The sequence below is a fragment of the Brevibacterium sp. ZH18 genome (assembly GCF_022748595.1).
Classification (GTDB): domain Bacteria; phylum Actinomycetota; class Actinomycetes; order Actinomycetales; family Brevibacteriaceae; genus Brevibacterium.
Genome location: NZ_JALDSX010000014.1, coordinates 52,991 through 75,668 on the forward strand (window position 1 = coordinate 52,991; position 22,678 = coordinate 75,668).

The following is a 22,678-nucleotide window of genomic DNA, read 5'->3' on the forward strand; positions in this document are numbered from 1 at the left end:
GTCAGGCATTCATGCCGATTAGGAGAAAAGTGGCTAATTTCCTCGAGAAGCTTCTGCGCACCGGTGAGGGCCGAACGCTGAAGAAGCTCCGCCGGTACACGGACGCCATCAATGCGCTGTCCGATGAGTTCAGCGAAATGTCGGATGCTGAGCTCCGGGAGGAAACCGATCGGTTCAAGAAGCGCTACCAGGATGGCGAATCGCTTGACTCGCTGCTGCCGGAGGCCTTCGCGACCGTTCGTGAGGCGTCGAGCCGTACCCTGGGACTGCGACACTTCGACGTTCAGCTGATGGGCGGCGCCGCCCTGCACCTGGGCAACATCGCCGAGATGAAGACCGGTGAGGGCAAGACGCTCGTCGCCACTGCTCCCGCCTATCTCAATGCGCTGACCGGCAACAGCGTCCACGTCATCACGGTCAACGACTACCTGGCCACCTACCAGTCCGAGCTGATGGGCCGCGTCTTCCGGTTCCTCGGCATGGAGACCGGCTGCATCCAGGCCAACATGTCCTCGGACGATCGCCGCAAGCAGTACGCCGCTGACATCACCTATGGCACGAACAACGAATTCGGCTTCGACTACCTGCGCGACAACATGGCATGGTCGTCCGAAGAGCTCGTCCAGCGCGGCCACTCCTTCGCCATCGTCGACGAGGTCGACTCGATCCTCATCGACGAGGCGCGCACCCCGCTCATCATCTCCGGTCCCGCCGAAGGTGATTCGAACCGCTGGTATGACGAGTTCGCCAAGGTCGTCAAGCGGCTCAAGACCGATCGCGACTACGAAGTCGACGAGAAGAAGCGCACCGTCGGCGTGCTCGAGCCCGGCATCGAACGGGTCGAGGACTACCTGGGCATCGGCAACCTCTACGATGCGGAGAACACTCCGCTCATCAGCTTCCTCAACAACGCCATCCGGGCCAAGGAGCTGTTCAAGAAGGACAAGGACTACGTGGTCATCGACGGGGAGGTCCTCATCGTCGACGAGCACACCGGTCGTGTGCTCAAGGGTCGTCGCTACAACGAAGGCCTGCACCAGGCCATCGAGGCCAAGGAGGGTGTCAAGGTCCAGGCCGAGAACCAGACTCTGGCGACGATCACCCTGCAGAACTTCTTCCGACTCTACGAGACTCTGTCGGGCATGACCGGTACGGCTGAGACCGAGGCTGCGGAGTTCATGTCGACCTACAAGCTGGGCGTCGTCGCCATTCCGACGAACAAGCCGATGAAGCGCGTCGACCAGTCCGACTACGTCTACAAGAACGAGGTCGCGAAATTCGACGCGGTCGTCGACGACATCGCCGAACGCCACGAGACCGGTCAGCCGGTGCTCGTCGGTACGACCAGCGTCGAGAAGAGCGAATACCTCTCGAAGCACCTGGCCAAGCGGGGAATCCGCCACGAGGTGCTCAACGCGAAGAACCACGCACGTGAGGCTTCCATCATCGCGATGGCCGGCCGCAAAGGCGCCGTCACGGTGGCCACCAACATGGCAGGCCGCGGTACCGACATCATGCTCGGCGGAAACGCCGAGTTCATCGCCGTGTCCGAGATGGAGAAGCGGGGTCTCGACCCGCAGGAGGACGAAGAGCAGTACGAAGCCGAATGGCAGGACGTGCTCAAGGCGGCTGAGAAGCGCGTCAAGAGCGAGGCCGAAGAGGTCACCGAGCTCGGCGGTCTCTATGTGCTCGGCACCGAACGTCACGAATCACGCCGCATCGACAACCAGCTGCGCGGTCGTTCCGGACGTCAGGGTGACCCCGGCGAGAGCCGTTTCTACCTGTCCCTGACTGATGACCTGATGCGGCTCTTCGGCTCCGGAGCGGCAGAGCGCATCATGGCCACAGCCAACGTTCCCGACGATGTGCCGCTCGAATCGAAGATGGTGTCCCGCGCGATCCTCTCTGCCCAGTCGCAGATCGAGCAGCGCAACGCCGAACAGCGCAAGAACGTCCTCAAATACGACGACGTCCTCAACCGTCAGCGCACGGTCATCTACGATGAGCGTCGCAGCGTGCTCGAAGGAGCCGACCTCGAGGAGCAGGTCGCGGGCTTCCGTGAGGAGGTCATCGACGTCTACGTGGCCTCGGCGACGACCGGTCCGGTCGAGGATTGGAAGATCGGCGATCTCTTCGAGGCCCTGGGCAAGATCTACACGCCTTCGATCACGGAGGAGGACCTGGCCGAAGAGGTCGGCGGACTCGGAAACCTGACGAAGAACCGACTCAATCAGGAGATCCAGTCCGACATCGACGTGTTCTATCGGCAGCGTCAGGAGGAGCTCGGCGAAGAGGCCACTCGTGAACTCGAACGCCGAGTCGTCCTCTCCGTCATCGACAAGCGCTGGCGTGAACACCTCTACGAGATGGACTATCTGAAGAACGGCATCGGACTGCGTGCGATGGCGCAGAAGGACCCTCTGGTGGAGTACCAGCGTGAGGGCTTCGACATGTTCAAGACCATGCAGGATGGAATCAAGGAGGACGTTGTCCGCCTGACGAACACCCTGGAAGTGACTGTCAACCGCAGCGCCGATGTGTCCGACGACGAGTCCGAGGTCGAGGTCGACGCCGCAGAACTGCGCCACACGACACCGAAGATGCAGCTTTCGGCTCCGTCGGAGGACGGCTCGGCAATGGCATCAGAGGATGAGGATGAGTCCGCAGACGACTCGCAGCCGGTCAATCGCGCCCAGCGCCGCGCGAAGCGGAAAGCCGGGCGCTGACGCCTCACATCGTCTGCATCGCAGTCATCGTCCACCGGGTGGTGAGCAGTTCCAAGCGGACTGCCACCGCCCGGCAGCGGTTCTGAGTGCGGACGACGACCGTCACCTCGGCGACGGTGTCGGTGACACGGCAGACCTGGGCATTGCCGGCCTGGAGCGTGCGCTTTCGTGAGAGTTCGCCGAACGGTTTGGCCGGAGCCAACTCTGCCCGCAGCTGGGCACGATGGTCGATCTTCTCGAGCAGACTGCGCTCGACCCAGCGGGCGATGGACTCACTGCGGCGAACTCCGGAGAAGATCTCGAGGCAGGCAACTGCCAGAGATGTCGCTGTGGCCGCTATCCGTCCGAGCTCCTGATCCGGTGCGCGACTCGGGCTGCTGCCCGAGGGGCTGCGGTGGGTCTGATCAGGCTGGCCATCTGCCGATGATCGGACAGGCGAGACCCGTGTGCGCGTCGGCGGTGCCGCCTGGGGGCGGGTGAGGATGAGTGGTGCGGTCATGGCTGGATCTCCAATCGTTGTCCGGGCATGATGAGGTTCGGATCGGCTCCGATCATGTCCCGGTTGTCGGCGTAGATCTCATCGGCGAGATCGGAAGCGGAGCTGTTCGAGTCCGAGAGGCGGGCGGCGATCGACCATAGGCTCTCTCCCGCGGCCACGATGTGGGTGTCCGACTCTGTCCCCGGCTGCGGTGTGTCCGGCTGCGGTGTGTCCGGCTGTGCGACGTCGTCGGGAGCGCCTGTCGCGTCATCGGGCGGCTCCTCGGCATCAGAGTCACTCGGTGGTGAGGAGGGCCAACCCGGGTCCAAGGGGGCTGGGTGACGTGTTTCGGCCGGCGATGACGGTGAAGGCGGATGCGGCGAAGGCGCCGGTTCGTTCGGCACCGTCGGCCAGCCGGGGTCGGGCGGTGTGGAGGACGGTTGGGCTAGCGGGCGTTCGGCGGCCACAGCTCCGAACCCGCCGGTGGGCACGGGAGCGGCGTGTGCGGCACCGACGACCAGGCTTGCCGAGACGGCTGCGAGAACGCTCGAGCGCAGAAGCGCCGGGACCAGGCGCAGCGCGGCCGCTGTAGCTGCCGTGCGGATGCGTCCGGCAGGCAGAGCTCGAATCACGAGGGCTAACAGGGAGGCCATGCCGAGCCGGGTGAACGCGAGAGCCGCCGCGCCGACGACGATGATCACAACGAGATCGGTGGTGCTGCGCGGACTCGGAAGCAGCATCCACGTGGTCGTGAACGCCCCGAGAAGGCAGAGCCATGATGTGCCACACGCTATCAGCAGATACATAAAAGACGTCCTTCGGTGTCAACGTCTCTTTATAATGCAGTTGGATATCATTTGCTGTCAATAGGCGATTCATAAATACGTTCGTGTAGTTTCGATCGGCACGTGCGCACATCTTGATTGTCATCGCAGCCTCGGGCAAGCTTCACGATATGGACGATCGGATCGATGCCCTCCTGTCCGATATGGAGGCGATGCACAGCGCGCAGCAGCGTCACGCCAGACGAGGCGAACTCGGCGATGAGGTGGCGGCGCATGCAGCCGAGCTGACATTGAGAGAGCGTCTGCGAGGTGCGATCGGACAGACGGTTCAGGTACTGATCGGCGACCGCGAGATCTCGGGCACCGCGGTCTTCCTCGGCGATGGGATCCTTGTGATCTCGGGCGCGGAGATTGCGATCATCGCGGTCGCCCACATCCGCGTGATCCGCACTCGGTCCACTCGGCATCGAGACGAGGCCGGCTCCCTCGAGAGGTTGGGGATGGGCTCGGCTCTGCGCCGGTTGGCGGCCGACCATGAGGAGATCGCGGTCGAACTGACCGGTGACGGAGGTGTGGTTCGCGGGCGCAGCGAGATGATCGCCGCCGACTACGTCGAAATCGCGGGCAGGATCATTCCGTTCGGATCTATCGCCGTCGTCCGGGCGCGGGTCAACCCGTTCGGGTGAGGGCCCGGTGGGGTGAGTCGGTGTGGAGGTAGAGGTGAGGTGGAGCGGAGTTGGAGAGGTTCAGTTCTTGACCGAAATCTCAGTCCTCGATCGAACCCGTCTTGATCTCGTGCTCGGTGCGCTCATACATCCGCTGGATGTAGGCCTCGATCTCAGTCTTCTCCACACGCCACTGTCCGCGTCCGCCGACTTTGATGGCGCGGAGGTCTCCGGTGCGGACGAGCGCACGGGCCTGAGCGATCGAGACATTGAGCAGATCGGCCACATCGGTGAGCGGCAGGAAGCGGTTTTCAACGACCATGAGGGGCCTTTCTCATACCAGGTGACTGATTGATTGCTGACTGATTTTGTCAAAACCATTGCTTTGACCTCATTTGATGTTCAATACTATCACTCAGAACCAATTCCTGTCATGGGAATTTCTGCGAAGCTGGAGAAGCAATGGAGCTCTCGAAACGAATCCGTCGGCCGAAGTGGACGGATGCCAGACTGCTCGTCGGTGCTGTGCTCGTTGTCATCGCGATCGCCGCGACGTATCTGCTCATCAATGCGGCGAACGCCACGACACGGGTCTGGGCCAGCGCGAATCCTCTGGTCCCCGGTCAGGTGCTCAGCCCCGAGGACCTGACGGTGGCCGAGGTGAATCTTGCCGACATCGGCGACAAGTACCTGTCCGCGGAGACCGAGTTGCCGAAGGACTCGAGCGTGCGGGCGGTCATCGCCGAAGGTGAACTTCTGCCGGCCTCTGTGCTGGCCCCACTCGCTGAACTCGACGGCAGGATCGTGGCAATCGACGTCGCCGGGTCCGTGCCCGCCGTCGTCGACACCGGCAGTCTCGTCGATGTCTGGGCTCAGCCCGAGGCGAACGGACTCGATGACGAGGGCGCCGAGCCTGAACAGATCGTGAGTTCGGCACCCGTGTCCAACATCTCCCGAGACGTCGGCAGCTTCGGCGTGGGTGACGGAGCGAGGATCGAAGTGTTCGTCGCCTCGGCCGAGCTCTCCGCCGTCCTCGGTGCCCTCGACGGCAGCAGCGTCCTCTCGGTCGTTGGAGCTCCCGCCGATGCAGGGCCGTCTGCGGACACCGGCCCGGAGTCCGCCGCAGGTACCGAGCCCGCGGCACCTTCCGAATCCGCACCTTCCGAATCCGCTGCAGCGGGAGGAGACCGATGACGCAGGTGCTCCTGGCTGTCGACTTCGAGTTCGACCTGATCCTGTTCGAACTGCTCAGCGACGTCGATGATGTGACCATCGTGGCGCGGCCCGCCGACGAGGTTGAGCTCCTCGCGCTGTCGCGAACAGGCAGTGCTGATGTCGTGATCGTCGGTCAGTACTTCCCCGGACTCGACGCCGAGGTCGTCGCCGCGATCAATGCCTCGGGGACTGCCGTCCTGGGCTTCGGTGGTGATTCCGAGACCATGGGGCGGCTCGGCATCGTTCACAGCGTCGAATCCGCCGCCGACGCAGAGACCATCGCCCGTGCTCTCGACGACGTCAGGGACTCCACCGTGGTGCCGCCTCGTCCGGCCTCTCCGCCGGGAACCAAGCGGGGGCATGGGCGCATCATCACGGTCTGGGGGACCGGATCCTCGCCCGGTCGCACACTTACGGCGGTCAACCTCGGCGATCATGCGGCCAGGCAGGGGCATCGCAGCGTCGTCGTCGATGCCGATACGGTCGCGGCGATGGTGGGAACAACGCTGGGTCTGACGGAGGAGTCGTCCCATCTGGCGAGCCTGTGCCGTCTTGAGGCTGAGAAGTCCCCGCCTGCGGATGCCTCAGCCCTCCCACACGCCGCGATCCGTGAGGACTTCTTCGCGATCACCGGCCTGACCCGACCGGACAGATGGCCGGAGATCCGTGCCTCCGTCCTCGGGTCGGTGCTGGCTCGATTGGCCACGATGTTCGACCTCGTCGTCGTCGACGTCTCCGACCGCGTCGATCCCGACGACGACTTCGCCGACCCGTTCTACGACCGGCACTGTGCCACCCGTGCAGCACTCGACGCCGCAGACACAGTGCTCGTCCTGGCGGCCGGCGACCCGATCGGACTGCAGAGGCTGGTCAAGCTTCTCGGTACACCGCGGGCGGAGTCGATGAGGGACAGGATGCGCATCGGCATCACGAAGGTCAGGGCCGGAGCGGTGGGCCACCCTGCGGAATCGCGGATCCGGGAGGTGCTGTCTCGCTTCGTGCGAATGGACCCCGACTTCGTCCTCAGCGACGACCGGGCGACTGCCGACTCCGCGATGCTGGCCGGACACACGCTCCATGAGGAGAACCCGAGGTCGGTGCTCAGCCAGGAGCTGTCTGCGCTGGCCGCGGATCTGCTCCCGGCTCGGAAGCGCTCACGGCGGACCGGAATCGGGCGAAAAGCGAAGGCGACATAGGATTGGGCCATGGCCATTCGCTGCTACATTCCGACCACACTGACCGCTCTCAGCAACGGGCTCCAGTCCGTGCAGGCTGTCGCCCCCGATGCGCAGGGACGATCACTGAGCGGCGCGGACTTCGAAACGCAGGAGTTCGACGCGCTCTGCATCGCCGCCGCGCTGGCCGCAGCCGAAGCCTTCGAACGGGCGGACGAGAGCGGTGCAGCGCGTCGCGCCGTCGTCGCCTACGATGCCGCCGAATCGAGCTCGTCCAATCAGCTGACGGCGGGCTTCGACCTGCTCACGCTCGATAGGATCGACATGAGCGCGGTCGCGAGCATCCACCTCGACGAGGACGAAGTCTGGGACGAAGCCCTCGACATCGCAGCCCGTCAGGGACATGCGGCCGCCGAGGACCGCCTCGGCGACTCCGACCTGCTGTGGTACGACGTCACTGAGCTGCCGCAGCTGCTGAACAAGGACGGCGAAACGACGAACTGAGCGGGCTCAGAGATTTTCGAGCTTGTCGAGCCTCTCGCTCAGCCGCTTCTCCAGGATGGGCACCACAGCCTGCTCGATCATCGACCCGAAGAGCGGGATCGACGAGCTGACCTCGGCACGCACTGCCAGCGAGGTGCCGGGCTCGACCTGATTGAGCGTGATGAGCGCGTCGACCTCGACGGGAACTCCATCGGCATGCGCAGTCATCCTGATCTCAGCGGCGTCGCCGATGACGTCACCGGGGATCATGTAGATCTCGACGAGATCGACGTCGGAGGGCAGACGCGAAGCCAGCGCAGAGGGCAGTTCGCTCTTGGGTATCGGCGTCTTCACCGTCACCTGTGTGTCCGCGTCGATGCGCTTGGCCTGCGCCTGCGACCCGAGTGATTCCCAGGTCGAGGCGTCGGCGAGTCGGGCGAGGAATGCGGACAGAGAGTCCGTGTAATCGTGATTGAGTGTCAGGGTACGCATAGGTCCAGTTTGCCAGGCGCGGACACCCTGCGCGCGCCAGGCCCGTCGGCGTGCCTTTCGCGACATTTGAGCATAGGGTTGGACACGGCGGCTCGGAGTCGAGTCGCATCACGTTTGCTCGCTGATCATAGAGGTGACATGGTGTCTCAGGTCTCATATTCGGACATTGCAGAAGAGTGGAGGAAGCTGCGAGGGCACGGTGCCCCGGAGAATTTCATCGAAGCGTACTATCCGAGATTCGAGCCTGGGACAGCTGAGGCGGGACCCGAGGCTCTGGCCGCGGCCGCCGCTTCGCACTTCGCGCTCGGACTCGAGTATGACGGAGCATCACCGGCGATCTCCGTATACAACCCGTCAGTGGACTCACCGGAGTTCCTCGACAACCACACGGTCGTCGCCATGGTTCTCGGGGACATGCCACATCTCGTGTCCTCGATCGTCAGCGATCTGGCGACCAGCGGCCGGGCGATCCGCCTCGTCCACCACCCCATCATCGCCGTCAGCGGACAGGGTTCGAACCTCTCCGTGCTCTCCCCGGCCGAGGCCCCCGCCGTCTCCGCTGACACTGCCGGCATCCCGCTCGTGGCCCAGACCACCGAGGTCACTTCCAACGTGATGCCGACGCAGCAGTCATGGATCCGGCTCGAGATCGATCGCCTGCCCGACGAGGATCTCAGCGCCCTCGAAGACCGGCTGCGAAGCGTCCTCGACTATGTCAGCGCCGCTGCCACCGATGCCGGCGCCATGGCAATTCGGGCCAAGGACATTGCGAAGGAGCTCGCGACGGCGCCCCCGCGGCCGGAACTCGCCTCCGAAGCCGAAGCAGCAGCAGAGCTGCTCAACTGGCTCGACGGCCACTTCACGTTCCTCGGCTACCGCGAATACAACTACACGCATGACGCCGAGCACAGCAGCCTCGAGCCGATCGAGCACACCTCGCTGGGCATCTCCGCCCTGCGCCCCCTGGCGAAGTCGCCACTGAGTCGGGCCGTGGCCGACAAGGCACTCGAACCCCATGTGCTGGTTCTGACTAAGGCGAACTCCCGCTCCCGCGTCATCCGCGGATCCTTCATGGACTACATCGGCGTCAAGACCTTCGACTCCGCCGGTGAGATCGTCGGCGAACGTCGCTTCGTCGGTGTCTTCAAGCCCGAGTTCTACAACGACAGCGTCCTCAACATCCCGGTCATCAACCGCAAGGTGCGCAAGATCCTGTCAGCCAGCGGCTTCCCAGCCGGATCGCACTCGGCCAACGAGCTGCTCGGCATCCTCGAGACCTACCCGCGCGACGACCTCCTGCATGACGAGACGACGGCGATCTTCGACGTCGTCATGGAGATCGTCGACATGCAGGAACGGCGCGAGTCACGTGTCTTCGTGCATCGCGACCCCTACCAGCGCTTCGTCTCGGTCATCCTCTACCTGCCCCGCGATCTCTACGACACCGACGCCCGCGTGCGAGTGCAGGAGGTCCTGCGCGAGTTCTACCACGCCGAGAGCGTCGACTTCGATGTGCTGCTGACTGAGTCCGCTCTGGCGCGCATCCACTTCGTGGCACGGGTGGCCCGCGACAGCGAACTGCCGCAGATCGATCCGACAGCCGTCGAGAAGAGGATCGTCGGCGCCGTCAGGTCCTGGTCCGAAGACGTCCATGCGTTCCTCGCCCCGATCGAGCATGGAGGCAGCGGTGCCTCGATCGCACGAGCGAACCTATGGTCGAAGGCCTTCCCGCCCAGCTACGGCGAACACCACACCCCTGGTGACGCGATCAAGGACGTCGAACGCTTCGAAGCGCTCGAAGCCGGTCACGGGGCAGCTGTGCGCCTCTACCGGCCCGAGCACACCTCGGACGCTCCGATGCGCCTCGCGCTCTACCGCAGCGAACGGGTCGGTCTCTCAGAGGTGCTGCCGTATCTCACGGCCTTCGGCGCGACCGTCATCGACGAGCGCCCGCACGAGCTCGACCTCGCCGACGGCACTCACCGCTACATCTACGACTTCGGTCTGACCTTCGGCACGGAACTCGACGATTCTGCCTGCGAACGCATCTCCGATGCCTTCATCGCCGGCTGGGAGGGCAAGAAGGAAGCGGGAGTCTTCGACCGCCTCGTCGTCTCCGGTCTGCACTGGAAGCACGTGACGATCATCCGGGCGCTGGGCAAATACCTGCGCCAGGCAGGGTTCACGTACTCCGATGCCTACGTCGGCGAGGTCTACAGCGATAACCCTGAGATCTCGCGTCTGCTCGTCGACTACTTCCTCGCGAAGTTTGACCCGTCCGCGGCCGAGTCCGGTCGCGACGACAGGACCGCAGAGCTCGACGCGGCGATCGAAGCGGCTCTCGGAGACGTCGCCAGCCTCGACGCCGACAGAGTTCTGCGATCCTCACTCGAACTCCTGCGCGCGACCTTGCGCACGAACTACTTCATCGACGAGTCGGGTGAATTGCCGACGGCCCTGGTGCTCAAGATCCGTCCCACGGAGCTCAGCTTCGTGCCCAAGCCCAAACCCGCCCTGGAGATGTGGGTGTACTCGCCGCAGGTCGAAGGCGTCCACCTGCGCTTCGGTACGGTCGCCCGCGGCGGACTGCGCTGGTCGGATCGCCGTGACGACTTCCGCACCGAGGTCCTCGGCCTGGTCAAGGCGCAGATGGTCAAGAACGCACTCATCGTCCCGACCGGGGCCAAAGGAGGGTTCTTCCCCAAGCAGCTGCCTCCCATGAGCGACCGCGATGCGTGGATGGCAGCCGGTCAGGCCGCCTACGAAGTCTTCATCGAGAGTCTCCTCGAAGTCTCCGACAACCTCGTCTACGCCGACGACGGTTCACAGGAGGTCGTCCACCCGGACCGCGTCGTGCGCTGCGACGGTGACGACTACTACCTCGTCGTTGCAGCCGACAAGGGAACGGCACGCTTCTCAGACGTCGCCAATGCAATCGCCGATCGCCGCGGCTTCTGGCTCGGAGACGCATTCGCCTCTGGCGGTTCCGTCGGCTACGACCACAAGAAGATGGCCATCACCTCGCGTGGTGCCTGGAAGTCAGTCGAACGGCACTTCCGCGAACTCGGCCACAACACGGCCGCTGAGGACTTCACAGTCGTGGGCATCGGCGACATGAGCGGCGACGTCTTCGGCAACGGAATGCTGCGCAGCGAGCACATCCGCCTCGTCGCAGCCTTCGATCACCGGGACATCTTCCTCGACCCCAACCCGGATGCGGCCCGCAGCTTCGTCGAGCGCAAACGGCTCTTCAATCTGCCCCGCTCCAGCTGGCAGGACTACGATCGGGACCTCATCTCCGCCGGTGGCGGCGTGTTCTCCCGGTCATCGAAGTCGGTCGATCTCAGCCCTGAGGCGGCCGCCGTCCTGGGTGTCGAACCCGGCAAGCGCAGCCCCAACGAGCTCATGTCACAGATCCTCAAGGCTCCCGTCGACCTTGTCTACAACGGCGGCATCGGCACCTACATCAAGTCCTCCTCCGAGTCCCACGCCGACGTCGGCGACAAGGCCAACGATGCGATCCGCATCGACGGCCGCGATGTCCGCGGTCGGGTCATCGGCGAAGGCGGCAACCTCGGCGTGACCCAATTGGGACGCGTCGAGGCAGCACTGACCGGAGTCGCGATCAATACCGACGCCGTCGACAACTCGGCCGGAGTCGACAGCTCCGACCATGAGGTCAACATCAAGCTGCTGCTGCGCACTCTCCTCCACAAGGGCGCGTTCGCAGCCGAGGATCGCGAGCGTGTGTTGCTCTCGTTCACCGATGATGTGGCCGACCGGGTGCTCGCGAACAACTACGCTCAGAACGTCGTCCTGGGCGAGGCCCGGGCCCAGACCGAATCGATGTCGGGCACGTACGGACGGATGCTCAGCTACCTCGAGAAGAACGCCGAGCTTGACCGTCAGGTCGAGTTCCTGCCCAGTGCGCAGGAACTCGCCGCTCGCGATTTCAGCGCATACGTGTCTCCGGAGCTCGCCGTGCTGCTCGCCTACGCGAAGATGCACGCTGCCGACGAGATCCTCGACAGCGCGGTTCCCGACGAGGACTGGATGAAGCGGGAGCTCGTCTCCTACTTCCCCGACTCACTCAACGAGAAGTACGGCGAGCTCATTCCCGAGCATCCGCTGCACCGGGAGATCGCAACGGCCAAGCTCGTCAACCGGATGATCGACCGCGGTGGTCTCACCTACGTCTACCGGATGCTCGAGGAGACACCCGCCTCGGTGCCGCAGATCGCGCGCGTCTTCGTCGTCGTCTCTGAGATCTTCCATCTCGACGACTACTTCGACGCGGTCTGCGCGCTCGACAACAAAGTGCCAACGGAGGTGCAGGTCAAGCTTCAGCACGACTACGTGCGACTGCTCGATCGGTCCTCGCGCTGGCTCGTCCAACAGGCCCCGGACACCCTCGACGTCGACTCCGGCATCGAAATGTACGGATCGGTCGTCGCCGCGCTGCGGACCAAGGTCCCCGATCTCGTCGACGGCTTCGACGCCGAGAGCATGAGAGTGAAGGCGCAGGGCTACATCGATTCCGGCGTACCGAGCGACCTCGCCTGGCGGGCGGCAGCCATGCTCGATGAATTCGTGCTCCTCGACATCGCCCAGCTGGCTGCGCGTGCCGGCGAATCTGCCGAGGACGTCGCGGAGGTCTACTACGCCGTCAATGAGCACTTCTCCGGTTCGCAGGTGCTCCAGCTCATCGGGGGCCTCGATCGCAGTGATCGGTGGTCGGCCCTGGCCAGAGGCTCACTGCGTGACGACTTCTACTCGTCCATCCTGTCGGTGGCCGGAACGGTCATCATGGCGACTGACTCACCGATCTCCGGGACACCGGATGAGCGGGCAGGTCAGCGTCTGCGCGATTGGCTCGACCGCAACGAGACAGCAGTGGGACGCGTGCTCGACACGACGGAGACGATCCTCGACCTCGACACCGTGACTCAGGCGCCGCTGTCCGTGCTCCTGCGGATGATGCGCGGAGTCGTCCGGTCCTCGGCCTGGGAAACGGAGCACGGGGCCTGAGACTGACCTCACTCGATCAGTGATAGCGTCTGATCAATGACACCATCGACAGACTCGGCGGGCCTCGCGCCCTCGAGTCTGTCGATGTCTGGGCCGCCGTCCTCGGCGCCTGCCGCTGCCCATCCGGAAGAAGAACACAGTGCTCAATGAACTCCTGGCCGCCGAAGGCATCACCGATGAGACTGACGCCGAATACATCCACCTGCTGGTGGGGGACTGGCAGCTCATCGCTGATCTGTCCTTCGCTGATCTGGTCCTGTGGGTGCCCTCTGCCAGCGGTGCCTACACGGTCGTGGCCCATTCCCGGCCGACGACGGGGGCGACGCTGTTCAATCGCGATCTCCTCGGTGCCAGGGCGACGGGCCTCGAACGCGAGATCCTCGACGCAGCCTCGGACTCGCGCGACCTCGTGACCAGAGTCGCCCCGGCGCGGTCCTTGGGCGTGAACGCGGGCACCGATGACGTGGAGGTCTCCGCCGAGGCGGTGCCCCTTGTCCGTCATGGGCAGACCATCGCCATCATGGTGAGGTACTCCGAAGAGGTGCGCCGGCGCGGATCCTCACGTTTGGAGAAGCACTACCGAGAATCAGCGATGTCGCTGCTGCACATGATCGCCCAGGGTGCCTTCCCTGATCGTGACGCTCCCAGCGGGGTCCGGCACGGTGAGCCGCGGGTGGGCGATGGCATCTTCATCCTCGACCGTGACTCTCACGTCCAGTACGCGTCGCCGAATGCGGTTTCGCTCATGCACCGGCTCGGTCACAGCGGAGAGATCGAAGGTGCTTACCTCGCCGAGGTGGTCTCCAGTCTGAGTGCGGATCTGCGGCAGGTCGACGAGACCCTTCCGCTCGTGCTCACCGGTCGTGCGCCCTGGCGCACCGAACTCGAAGTCGGCCGCACGAGTGTGTCTCTCAGGGCGATCCCGCTCACCGACGATGGCACCCGGACCGGGGCAATCGTCCTCGCCAGAGACGTCTCGGAGATCAGGCGCCGCAAACGAGAGCTGCTCTCGCGCGATGCGATGATCAAAGAGATGCACCACCGTGTGAAGAATAATCTGCAGACCGTTTCCGCACTGCTGCGGCTGCAGACGCGGCGCATCGACAGCGAAGAGGCCAAAAGCGCACTGTCCGAGGCGATGCGCCGGGTCTCGATCATCGCAGTCGTCCACGACGTTCTCAGTCAGGGCGTCGAATCGGAAGTCGACTTCGACGAAGTCGTCGACAAGGGCCTGCGTCTGACCCCGGAGCTGACGAGCCCGCTGGTGCAGGTGAGCCTCAAACGCTGTGGAAGCTTCGGTGCGATTTCGTCCGCCGATGCGACGTCGCTGGCACTGGCCATCACCGAACTCATCACCAACGCGATCGAGCACGGGTTCCCTCTCTCAGAGGCTGAGGGGCTGGCCCCGGGGGAGACGCTCAACGGTCATGTCTGGGTGACACCCGAACGCGACGGTGACCATCTGCACGTCACGATCGCCGATGACGGGATCGGAATGGGCGAGGACCACAGTCCGGGCAATGGGCTGGGCACACAGATCGTCAAAACTCTGGTCTCCGCGGATCTGGCCGGATCGATCCAATGGCAGGAGCGCGAAGGCGGCGGAACGATCGCCATCCTCGACGTTCCGCTGCGTCCCGACTCCTACGACTGAGAAGCCGTCGCTGAAGGAATCCGACGCTGAAAGAATCCGACGGCCCAGCCTCATTTAGCTGAGGCGTCGCCCGAGGCTGGCTCGCTGCAGCTGACGGCGGGAAAAGATTGAGTCCCTTGTCCAGAATGCGAGATCATCGCATCCCAGGCAAGGGACTCAAACGTTGGTGCGGAGATTCAGTTCCCGCTCGACGGCGGAACGATCCGACGCGGCAGCGGCTCAGCCGGCACGGCGGGCGCGAGCGGCACGACGCTTGAGCGCACGACGCTCGTCTTCGCTCAGGCCGCCCCAGACTCCGGCGTCCTGGCCGGATTCGAGCGCCCACTGGAGGCATGTCTCAGCCACTTCGCAGCGGCGGCAGACCGTTTTGGCTTCCTCAATCTGCAGGAGGGCCGGACCGGTATTGCCGATCGGGAAGAACAGTTCCGGATCCTCATTGAGGCATGCTGCACGGTGTCGCCAATCCATGGTGACCTTTCGACGATTTAGGTGAACGCGGTGTGCACTGTCCGAATTCCGGACGTGCAACTCTCTCAGTCAAGGTTCACATAACCGATTTGGGCACACAAGGGCCTTGCAGTGTGAAATTTCTGACAAATATTTCTCCCATTGTCCTGATATGGGGCCCTCGACGCAAATTCGTCCACTATGCGTCTTCGAGCGCCGTTCGCGGGCACTGTTGACGCCTCCCGAATCCAAGTCGCGGACCATCATGACTAGACTGGCAGGGAACCGATCCGGGCATCACTGATCCGGTTCGGACGAATCGATTCGTCACCGACGCAACTCGTGAACCAATGGAGGACTCATGACAATGGACAGCCTGTCGCACGCACGCATCATCTCGGTCGGAGGAAAGACTCCGCAGGTCGATCCCGGAGCCTTCATCGCCGTTGGCGCCACACTCGTCGGCGATGTCCACGTGAAGAAGGGTGCCAGCGTGTTCTACGGCTGCGTACTGCGTGCCGAGGCCGCCCCGATCACCATCGGCGAGGACTCGAATGTGCAGGACAACACGGTCATGCACACGGACGAAGGCATGCCCGTGGTCATCGGTGCCCGCGTTTCGATCGGGCACCAGGCGCTCGTTCACGGTGCGATCGTCGACGACGACGTTCTCATCGGTATGCACGCCACCGTCCTCAACGGCGCACACGTCGGCACCGAGTCGCTCGTCGCCGCCGGTGCCATCGTGCTCGAGGGCACCGAGATCCCGGCCCGTTCGCTGGTCGCGGGGGTCCCTGCGAAGGTGCGCCGGGAGATGACCGCAGACGGTGTTGAGAAGGTCCGGGCCAACGCACAGTCGTACCTGCGTCTGTCTGCACTTCACCGCGATACCGCGGAAATCGTCGAAGGTGACTGAAATCGCAGGTGACGGCCCCTCGAGTGCGTGGGGCTCATTGGCTCTGCTGTCCAGTATTTGAGAGAATTGAACTGTGAACACTGAATTTGATTCCACTCCTGACCGCGTCGTCATCATCGGCGGTGGACCCGGTGGCTACGAAGCCGCTCTGGTTGCTGCGCAGCTGGGTGCCGACGTCATGCTCATCGAGCGCAATCGCTGCGGTGGGGCGGCCGTCCTCACCGACGTCGTGCCCTCGAAGTCGCTCATCGCCACGGCTGAGATGATGGACGAGATCGCCCGGTCCAACAGCCTTGGCATCCGCATCTCGAAGAACGCCGACGAGGGCGATGACGACGGGGAGGTCACCGCCGACCTCAAGGCCGTCAACAAGCGCATCCTCGCCTTGGCGGATGCCCAGGCCAACGACATCTACGAAGCTCTCAACCGCTCGGGCGTCAAGGTCATCCAGGGAACCGCGGAACTCGTCGACCGTGATCATGTCAGTGTCGTCGAGACCAGCGGCACCGCGTACACGCTCGAAGCGTCGACCATCCTGCTCGCCGTGGGTTCGCATCCACGTGAGCTGGATTCGGCGAAGCCCGACGGTGAGCGGATCCTGTCGTGGACCCAGCTCTACGACCTCGATTCGCTTCCCGAGCACCTCATCGTCGTCGGCTCCGGCGTGACCGGTGCCGAGTTCGCATCGGCCTATCGTGCTCTGGGCACGAACGTCACCCTGGTGTCCTCCCGCGAGAAGGTTCTGCCCGGGCAGGACGAAGATGCCGCCGACGTGCTGGAGTTCGTCTTCCGCAACAAGGGCATGAACGTCTTGTCCCGCTCCCGTGCCGAATCGGTCACCCGCACCGAGGACGGAGTCGTGGTCACGCTCTCCGACGGACGCCGGGTCGAAGGTTCGCACTGCCTGATGGCCGTCGGGTCGATTCCGAACACCGAGGGCCTGGGGCTCAAAGCCGCCGGAGTCAAGGTCAAGGAATCCGGGCACATCGTCGTCGACGGGGTCTCACGGACCTCCCGTTCGGGAATCTATGCGGCCGGAGACTGCACCGGTGTGCTTCCCCTGGCGTCCGTCGCCGCGATGCAGGGTCGGATCGCGATGTTCCACGCACTCGGAGACGCTGTGCAGCCGCTGAAGCTGCGTCACGTGGCGTCGAACGTGTTCACAGCTCCTGAGATCGCGACTGTCGGCTTCACCCAGCAGAACTACCGGGAGAATTCGACGGACATCGACACGGTGATGCTCCCCTTGGACACGAACCCTCGCGCCAAGATGCTTGGCATCAAGGACGGGTTCGTCAAGATCTTCGCTCGCCGAGGTTCGGGTTCGATTCTCGGCGGTGTCGTCGTCGGTCCTCGGGCCAGTGAGCTCATCCTCCCGGTCACGATCGCCGTGGAGAACAGACTGACCGTCGATCAGCTCTCCGCCTCGTTCGTCGTTTACCCGTCTGTCAGCGGATCGCTGACCGAGGCTTCACGACAGCTGCACCGACACCTGTGACAATCGGCTGATTGCACGCAGCAGGCTCATGCGCAGGGCCTGCAGAGCAGTTCGAGCCCCCGCCGTAGCAACGGCGGGGGCTCGAGTCTGTCTGCGGTGCTGGTGGGTTTCAGGCCCCGCTGAAGTGCGTCAGGCGGCGAACCGGATGATGGGCTCACCCGACTTCACGGATGCCCCGGTGTCGACGAGCACTTCGGAGACGGTGCCCGAGTGGCCGGCCTTGAGCGGCTGCTCCATCTTCATCGCCTCGATCACGGCCAGGGTGTCACCGGCCTCGACGGTGTCGCCGGCGTTGACGGCCACCGACACGATGGTGCCCTGCATCGGAGCGTTGAGCGCGTTCGAGTCGTCGGCGAGCTGCGCGCCCTTGCGGCTGAGGCCGCGTTTGCGACGCGGCACGGTGGGGCTGGGAACATGTCCGAGATCGGAGATGACGTCCTTGGGAACGGAGACGGTCATCCGCCGGCCGTCGACCTCGACGACAACACTGAAACTGTCGGCAGTCGTGCTCATCTGATCTCCTGTGTTCGGGTTGGCGAGTGGGTTGGCGAAGGCGGTTTCGAGCCAGTTGGTCCAGACACCGAAGTCCTGGGCGAAGGCCGGTTCGGAGACGAGGACACGGTGCAGTGGAAGGAGGGTCGAAACGCCCTCGATGCGGTATTCGGCCAGTGCTCGACGGGCGCGGGCCAGCGCCTGGTTCCTGTCGGCTCCGGTGATGATGAGTTTGGCCAGCATCGGATCGAAATCCGTGCCGACGACGCTGCCCGAGGTGATCCCGGAATCCAGACGCACACCGGGTCCCGCGGGAGCGCGGTAGTTCTTCACAGTGCCGGTGGCGGGGAAATACGTCGTGGGATCTTCAGCATTGATCCGGTACTGAATCGAGTGCCCACGCACGGCGGGAAACGCCTCCGGCAGGTGCTCGCCCGAAGCGATGCGCAGTTGCCAGCCGACGAGGTCGACTCCGGTGACCTCTTCGGTCACTGTGTGCTCGACCTGGATCCGAGCGTTGGCCTCCATGAAGATGATCGTGCCGTCGGCGCCGAGGAGGAATTCGCACGTGGCGGCCCCGACATATCCGACATGGGCGAGGATGCGGACGGATGCCTCTGTGACGACGGCTTCCTGCTCGGGGGAGAGGAACGGGGCCGGAGCCTCCTCGACGATCTTCTGGTTGCGGCGCTGGAGGGTGCAGTCGCGGGTCGATAGCACGCGGACGGAGCCGTGAGCGTCGGCCAGGCACTGAGTTTCGATATGGCGCGGACGTACGATCTGCTTCTCAACCAGGCACTCGCCCCGACCGAAGGCGCTCTGCGCCTCACGGGTGGCTGCGGTGAATGCGGCCTCGAGGTCGGACTCCTGTGGGCAGGCGCGGAAGCCCCGGCCGCCGCCGCCGTGTACAGCTTTGATGACGACGGGATAGCCGATTCGCTTCGCCACTTCGGCGGCTTCGGAAAGATCTGCCACGGCGCCGTCGGACCCGGGCGCCACCGGGGCGGAGACCGCCTCGGCGACTTCGCGAGCACCGGATTTGTCGCCCAGGAGCTCGATCGCCGATGGGGGAGGGCCGATCCATGTCAGTCCGGCATCGATGACGGACTGCGCGAACAGTGCGTTCTCCGCCAGGTAGCCGTAGCCGGGATGGATCGCGTCGGCACCGGAGCGCTTGGCCAGGGCCAGGATCTTCTCGATGTCCAGGTAGGTCTCTCCCGGGCCCGTGCCGTCGAGCAGCCAAGCGTCGTCGGCCAGTGTGACGAACTCGGCGTCCGAATCTGCGCGGGTGTAGACGGCGACTGCCTTCATGTCCAAGTCGTGTGCTGCACGGATGATGCGCAGAGCGATCTCACCGCGATTGGCGATGAGGACTCTGTGCACGGCCGCCGTGGGTACGGTGGTGTGCAGCGGTGCAGTCGACGGTTCGGGGAGAACTGTGGTCATGGCGCTCCTTTTGTATGATCACAGATCAATTTAGGGATCGGCACCAAGCGTTTGTAGATGAGCGATAAAAACAGGAACCGAAAACTTCAAACAGCTCGGGCGTGTCGGTTCGTGCATGGCGAGTCTAACGCCGCGGAGACCACAGATCAGGCCAGAACAGGCCCATGTCGCGGACCAGTTCACGCACCACGGGGAGGCTGAGGCCGAGCACTGTGAGGTGATCGCCGTCGAGTCGTTCGACGAATGCCCCGCCGTATCCGTCGATGGTCAGTGCGCCGGCGACGTGGAACGGTTCCTCGGTTGCGATGTAGGCGTCGAGTTCCTCGGGCGTAGGTCGACCGATGAGCACCGAGGTGGCCGATCGTTTCGAACGGATGTCGACGAGCTCGAATCCGGAGTCAGTGGGCGTCTCGCCCCCGCGCTCGAGAACGGCGACGGTGTGTCCGGAGTTGAGCGTCGTCCATTCGCCGGCCATGTCGGCCCAGATCTCGCGGGTGCGCTGCGCGGTTCCGGGTTTGCCGATCGCGTGACCGTTGTGTTCGAGCAGCGAGTCACCAGCGATGATGACGACGGTCTCTGCGGAGTCCAGCTCAGATGGCGGGGCAGTGCGCACCCGGTCGATGACCGCGCGCGCCTTGGCTTCTGACAGGGCCGTTGTGAGATCGCCGACCGATCCTGTGAACGACTCTTCGATCGCGTGTTCGTCGACTTCGGAGACGAGGACGAGGGGATCGATGCCCGAGGATTCGAGAATCTGGCGGCGTGCCGGTGACTGGGAGGCCAGGACGACCGGAATCACGAGGCAACCTCGGCGTCGGGGGCCGGTCGACGTGCGGACTCGCCGTTTTCGGGGATGTCGAGGCTGCGGTCGACCTCGACCGGAGATTCGAGCCGATCGGCGATCGCGGCAAGCACAGTCGAGGACAGCTGCGCATAGCCGAGGGGGCTGGGGAAGCGACCGGAATCGTTGAGCAGGGACTTGCGAGTCGTGCCGGTCAGCGACCCGGTCGCCTGCAGCGGCGTGGCGCGGGCGGCCAGTGCCGCCAGCCACTGGGAACCGGCAAGCACGCGGGACGTGCGCCGCAGGGAGGTTTTAAGAGGATCTCGCAGACCGGGAAGTCCGCCGAGGTTGGGGCAGACGAGGACGAACACCGTGTACCGTCCCTCACGTTGGAGACGGTTGATGGCCTGGTTGAGGACAGGGATGCCGATCGTGCCGTGGATCGGGTGGATGACGTCTCCGGTGCCGATCGAGATGATCGCGAAGCGCCGTTCGTCTGTCCAATGCTCGGAGAGCTGACGCGAGAGCCATGCAGAGCGGAGAATCTCATCGACCTGCGCCGGCAGGTCCTCCGAGAGTGCCGAAGGTCGAGCGGTGGACTGGACGCGGACCGTGGTGCCGAGGATGCGGGCCAGGCCGCGGGCGATGAGATTGGGCGGGGTCAGGCTCGGGTCGTCGACATCGATGCCGCACAGCCACGAGTCGCCGATGATCGCCAAGGTCGCGGAGTCCTCGTCGTCGTGGTTGCGTGGGGGAGCGACCGCCTCGGCGACGGTGGGGTAGGTGCGATCGGCATCATCGTCGAACGCCCGACGCAGCGCACCTGCCTGGTGACGGAGGAGGCCGGCAGCCGATGCGCCCAGCCCCACGGCGGTGCCGGTCATGGTGGCCAGGGTGTACAACATGCGCTTTCCCAAGAATTTCCCTCCTTATCGGTCATCATTGCACTTTCGCGAGGCTGGCAACAACTATTGTTGAGGCATGTCTGACAATGAGAAGAAGCAATCCTCGAATCGGATCCGCGGGGCCTGGAACGCCTTCCGCCGCGGCCGGAACGACGCATCATCGACCCCCGAACGCACCGACGAGAGTGGTCGGATCGTCAGCGCCGAGGAGATCGCGCACAGTCGCATCCAGGCCGAAGCCGTCCCCTATGTTTCGCCCGGACTCAAACTCGCAGCGGCGTGGTCCTGGCGTTCGCTCGTCGTGCTCCTGGGCATCGGCGTCTTCTTCTGGTTGCTGTCGACGATCTCGAGCGTCGTGCTGCCCGTGCTCATCGCTCTGCTGCTGGCAGCCCTGCTGGCGCCTCTGACGGGGTGGCTGGCACGTAAGGGACTGCCGCGAGCACTTGCAGCGGCGATCGCCTTCGTCGGCTTCATCGTCGTCGTCGTCGGGCTCTTCACTCTTGTGGGTCAGCAGATCTACTCGGGCATGCCCGACCTCGTCAAACAGGTGATGGTGGGCGTCGCGGGCATCAGCGACTGGCTGGGGACCAAGCCGTTCGGGCTGGATGGCTCGACGATCTCCGGCTACATCGACGATTCGCTTGATGCGGCCACGAGCTTCTTCCAGAAGAACAGCTCCCAACTGCTGGGCGGCGCGGTGCAGGCGACGTCCTCGGTCGGCACGTTCCTCACCGGTGCAGCAGTCTGCCTGTTCACCACGTTCTTCTTCCTCTATGACGGTGAGAAGATCTTCCGCTGGTTCGTCGGGCTGTTGCCGATTCCCGCTCGCCCCGTCACCACCGGTGCCGCCCTCCGCGGCTGGACCACACTCGTCCAGTACGTGCGCGTGCAGATTCTTGTGGCAGCCGTCGACGCCATCGGCATCGGCATCGGCGCGGCCGTCCTCGGCGTTCCTCTGGTCATCCCCATGACGGTCCTGGTGTTCCTGGCCTCGTTCGTCCCGGTCGTCGGTGCGATCGCCTCGGGCGTTCTAGCGGTCATCGTGGCACTCGTCTCGAATGGGTTGGTCAGTGCCGTCATCATGCTCGCCGTCGTCATCGCCGTCCAGCAGATCGAGAGTCAGGTGCTGCAGCCGTTCCTCATGGGCAAGGCCGTCTCCGTCCACCCGCTGGCCGTGATCCTCTCAGTCACCGGCGGCGGCTTCCTGTTCGGCATCGTCGGTGCGCTGTTCGCCGTTCCGACGGTCGCGGTCGTCAATACCGTCGTCACCTACATCGCCCGCGATAAAGGCCACGCTGATCCCGGCGATTCGCCGGGAAGCGGTGAGTCCCGAGACGGTGATGAGGCTTCAACGATCCTCGACGACGCTGAGGACAAACTCGACAAAGCGATCCATGAGTCTGCGGTCGAACGGTCTGAGAACGATCCTGAAGCAGACGGGTCAGCGGGCAGGTAGCACCCGCGCAGCACGGTGAATGAATAGAGCAGTGGG

The 22,678-nt window shown here is 64.4% G+C and carries 18 protein-coding genes; 10 read left to right on the plus strand and 8 right to left on the minus strand.

Annotated features, from left to right (window positions below; translation table 11 throughout):
• Positions 1 to 29 precede the first annotated feature (29 nt).
• Entirely contained in the window at positions 30 to 2,726 is a 2,697-nt protein-coding gene (secA, locus tag MPN20_RS07570; RefSeq protein WP_242780893.1) for a preprotein translocase subunit SecA, read from the plus strand.
• Between the two features lie 4 nt (positions 2,727 to 2,730).
• Here secA and MPN20_RS07575 read toward each other — a convergent pair whose 3' ends face one another.
• A complete protein-coding gene (locus MPN20_RS07575) occupies positions 2,731 to 3,225 on the minus strand; it encodes an Rv3235 family protein (protein WP_242780894.1) in 495 nt (164 codons plus the stop codon).
• Complete coding sequence (locus MPN20_RS07580) at positions 3,222 to 4,010, minus strand: LysM domain-containing protein (protein WP_242780895.1); 789 nt, start codon at positions 4,008 to 4,010, stop codon at positions 3,222 to 3,224. Before MPN20_RS07580 ends, MPN20_RS07575 begins: the two co-directional genes overlap by 4 nt.
• A 149-nt stretch (positions 4,011 to 4,159) precedes the next feature.
• On the opposite strand from MPN20_RS07580, the gene MPN20_RS07585 reads away from it, so the two are divergent.
• On the plus strand, positions 4,160 to 4,675 hold the full coding sequence (locus MPN20_RS07585) for a hypothetical protein (protein WP_242780896.1): 516 nt from the start codon (positions 4,160 to 4,162) through the stop codon (positions 4,673 to 4,675).
• A gap of 79 nt (positions 4,676 to 4,754) precedes the next feature.
• Here the strand turns inward: MPN20_RS07585 and MPN20_RS07590 are convergent, their stop codons facing one another.
• A complete protein-coding gene (locus MPN20_RS07590) occupies positions 4,755 to 4,976 on the minus strand; it encodes a helix-turn-helix domain-containing protein (protein ID WP_242780897.1) in 222 nt (73 codons plus the stop codon).
• A 140-nt stretch (positions 4,977 to 5,116) separates the two neighbouring features.
• On the opposite strand from MPN20_RS07590, the gene MPN20_RS07595 reads away from it, so the two are divergent.
• From MPN20_RS07595 to MPN20_RS07605, 3 genes are read left to right on the plus strand one after another with little or no spacing between them, the layout of a single operon-like run.
• Positions 5,117 to 5,848, plus strand: a complete 732-nt coding sequence (locus MPN20_RS07595) for an SAF domain-containing protein (RefSeq protein WP_242780898.1) — start codon at positions 5,117 to 5,119, stop codon at positions 5,846 to 5,848.
• On the plus strand, positions 5,845 to 7,065 hold the full coding sequence (locus MPN20_RS07600; protein ID WP_242780899.1) for a DNA-binding response regulator: 1,221 nt from the start codon (positions 5,845 to 5,847) through the stop codon (positions 7,063 to 7,065). Before MPN20_RS07595 ends, MPN20_RS07600 begins: the two co-directional genes overlap by 4 nt.
• A 9-nt stretch (positions 7,066 to 7,074) precedes the next feature.
• Positions 7,075 to 7,548, plus strand: coding sequence for a hypothetical protein (locus MPN20_RS07605; protein ID WP_242780900.1), 474 nt, complete (start codon positions 7,075 to 7,077; stop codon positions 7,546 to 7,548).
• Between the two features lie 6 nt (positions 7,549 to 7,554).
• Here the strand turns inward: MPN20_RS07605 and MPN20_RS07610 are convergent, their stop codons facing one another.
• Positions 7,555 to 8,019: a DUF2505 domain-containing protein gene (locus tag MPN20_RS07610; protein ID WP_242780901.1), complete on the minus strand. Its 465-nt coding sequence runs from the start codon at positions 8,017 to 8,019 to the stop codon at positions 7,555 to 7,557.
• Positions 8,020 to 8,157: 138 nt separating this feature from the next.
• On the opposite strand from MPN20_RS07610, the gene MPN20_RS07615 reads away from it, so the two are divergent.
• Positions 8,158 to 13,047, plus strand: a complete 4,890-nt coding sequence (locus tag MPN20_RS07615; RefSeq protein ID WP_242780902.1) for an NAD-glutamate dehydrogenase — start codon at positions 8,158 to 8,160, stop codon at positions 13,045 to 13,047.
• A gap of 139 nt (positions 13,048 to 13,186) precedes the next feature.
• Positions 13,187 to 14,701 carry a PAS domain-containing sensor histidine kinase gene (locus MPN20_RS07620; protein WP_242780903.1) on the plus strand — a complete coding sequence of 505 codons (1,515 nt, stop codon included), beginning with the start codon at positions 13,187 to 13,189 and terminating at the stop codon, positions 14,699 to 14,701.
• Positions 14,702 to 14,920: 219 nt separating this feature from the next.
• On the opposite strand, the gene MPN20_RS07625 is transcribed toward MPN20_RS07620, so the two are convergent.
• Entirely contained in the window at positions 14,921 to 15,169 is a 249-nt protein-coding gene (locus tag MPN20_RS07625; RefSeq protein ID WP_009374875.1) for a WhiB family transcriptional regulator, read from the minus strand.
• Positions 15,170 to 15,509: 340 nt separating this feature from the next.
• On the opposite strand from MPN20_RS07625, the gene MPN20_RS07630 reads away from it, so the two are divergent.
• Both MPN20_RS07630 and MPN20_RS07635 read left to right on the plus strand, forming a co-directional pair.
• On the plus strand, positions 15,510 to 16,064 hold the full coding sequence (locus MPN20_RS07630; protein ID WP_242780904.1) for a gamma carbonic anhydrase family protein: 555 nt from the start codon (positions 15,510 to 15,512) through the stop codon (positions 16,062 to 16,064).
• 73 nt (positions 16,065 to 16,137) lie between these two features.
• Entirely contained in the window at positions 16,138 to 17,562 is a 1,425-nt protein-coding gene (locus MPN20_RS07635) for an NAD(P)H-quinone dehydrogenase (RefSeq protein WP_242780905.1), read from the plus strand.
• 129 nt (positions 17,563 to 17,691) lie between these two features.
• On the opposite strand, the gene MPN20_RS07640 is transcribed toward MPN20_RS07635, so the two are convergent.
• From MPN20_RS07640 to MPN20_RS07650, 3 genes are all read right to left on the minus strand, one after another.
• Entirely contained in the window at positions 17,692 to 19,500 is a 1,809-nt protein-coding gene (locus MPN20_RS07640) for a biotin carboxylase N-terminal domain-containing protein (protein WP_242780906.1), read from the minus strand.
• A gap of 124 nt (positions 19,501 to 19,624) precedes the next feature.
• The gene (locus MPN20_RS07645) at positions 19,625 to 20,299 is read right to left on the minus strand and encodes a Maf family protein (RefSeq protein ID WP_242780907.1); all 675 of its coding nucleotides are present in this window, start codon (positions 20,297 to 20,299) and stop codon (positions 19,625 to 19,627) included.
• On the minus strand, positions 20,296 to 21,198 hold the full coding sequence (locus MPN20_RS07650) for an SGNH/GDSL hydrolase family protein (protein WP_242780908.1): 903 nt from the start codon (positions 21,196 to 21,198) through the stop codon (positions 20,296 to 20,298). The genes MPN20_RS07645 and MPN20_RS07650 overlap by 4 nt, the downstream gene beginning before the upstream one ends.
• A gap of 64 nt (positions 21,199 to 21,262) precedes the next feature.
• On the opposite strand from MPN20_RS07650, the gene MPN20_RS07655 reads away from it, so the two are divergent.
• Positions 21,263 to 22,642 carry an AI-2E family transporter gene (locus tag MPN20_RS07655; RefSeq protein ID WP_242780909.1) on the plus strand — a complete coding sequence of 460 codons (1,380 nt, stop codon included), beginning with the start codon at positions 21,263 to 21,265 and terminating at the stop codon, positions 22,640 to 22,642.
• Positions 22,643 to 22,678: the final 36 nt, after the last annotated feature.